This is a genomic window from Rhodoferax sp. UBA5149 (genome assembly GCF_002413825.1).
Taxonomy (GTDB): domain Bacteria; phylum Pseudomonadota; class Gammaproteobacteria; order Burkholderiales; family Burkholderiaceae_C; genus Rhodoferax.
The window spans coordinates 2,514-3,319 of record NZ_DHXT01000229.1 but is presented as its reverse complement, the minus strand read 5'-3'; the positions used below and the strand labels follow the sequence as shown (position 1 = coordinate 3,319).

The following is an 806-nucleotide window of genomic DNA, read 5'->3' as shown; positions in this document are numbered from 1 at the left end:
CCTTCAAGATCGGCGAAAACGAATGGGCCGACACCGCCATGGTGGCCGACGACGTGCAAGTCACATTCAAGCTCGCCCTGGCGGGCGTGCGCAAGCTGTAGTTTTTAGGAGTCTTCCATGCGTTTCATTTTTTCATCCATCGCGGCCGCAGTCACACTTCTGGCCGCCCTGACCCCGGTCCAAGCGGCGACCTACGTCATTGATCCCAACCACACGTTTGTGACGTTTGAGATCGGGCACTTCGGTACCTCAACCAACCGGGGTCGCTTTGACAAAAAGCAGGGCTCGGTCGAGTTTGACCGGGTTGCAAAAACCGGCAAGATCGAGATGGTGATTGACACCGAGTCCATCAACACCGGCACGCCCGCGTTCGATCGCGTGCTGCAGGGCGCCTCCCTGTTTGATTCGGCCAAGTACCCGACGGCCAAGTTCGTGGCAAACCAGCTGAGCTTTCGCGACGACAAAATCTCGGATGTGAGCGGCACCTTGACGCTGCTCGGCAAGACCAATCCGGTGACCCTCAAGGCGACCAATTTCAACTGCTATGCGAGCCCCGTGTTCAGACGCGAAGTCTGCGGCGGCGACTTTGAAGTCCATATCGACCGCACCGAGTTTGGTCTGGACTATGGTACGACTTGGGGTATTCCCAAAGACGTGCGACTGAGCATTCAGGTGGAGGCCGTCAAGCAGGACTAACTCCGCCAATCTGGCTGGCGAAAAAAAATAGTTTGACCAAGGTGCATCCGTTTTGCGGATTCCAGCGTTTGTCCAAGGTGCTGCATTGCAGCGCGTTCATTCAACCGAAA

At 56.6% G+C, this 806-nt stretch carries 1 protein-coding gene; it reads left to right on the top strand.

The annotated features are described in order from the left end of the window. Window positions 1-117: 117 nt before the first annotated feature. Window positions 118-696, top strand: coding sequence for a YceI family protein (locus B3V69_RS20160; protein ID WP_296449453.1), 579 nt, complete (start codon window positions 118-120; stop codon window positions 694-696). The last annotated feature ends 110 nt before the right edge of the window (window positions 697-806 follow it).

Bases quoted from the DNA above. Each gene is read 5' to 3' on its own strand.
- B3V69_RS20160 (WP_296449453.1), top strand. From the start codon at position 118: ATGCGTTTCATTTTTTCATCCATCGCGGCCGCAGTCACACTTCTGGCC.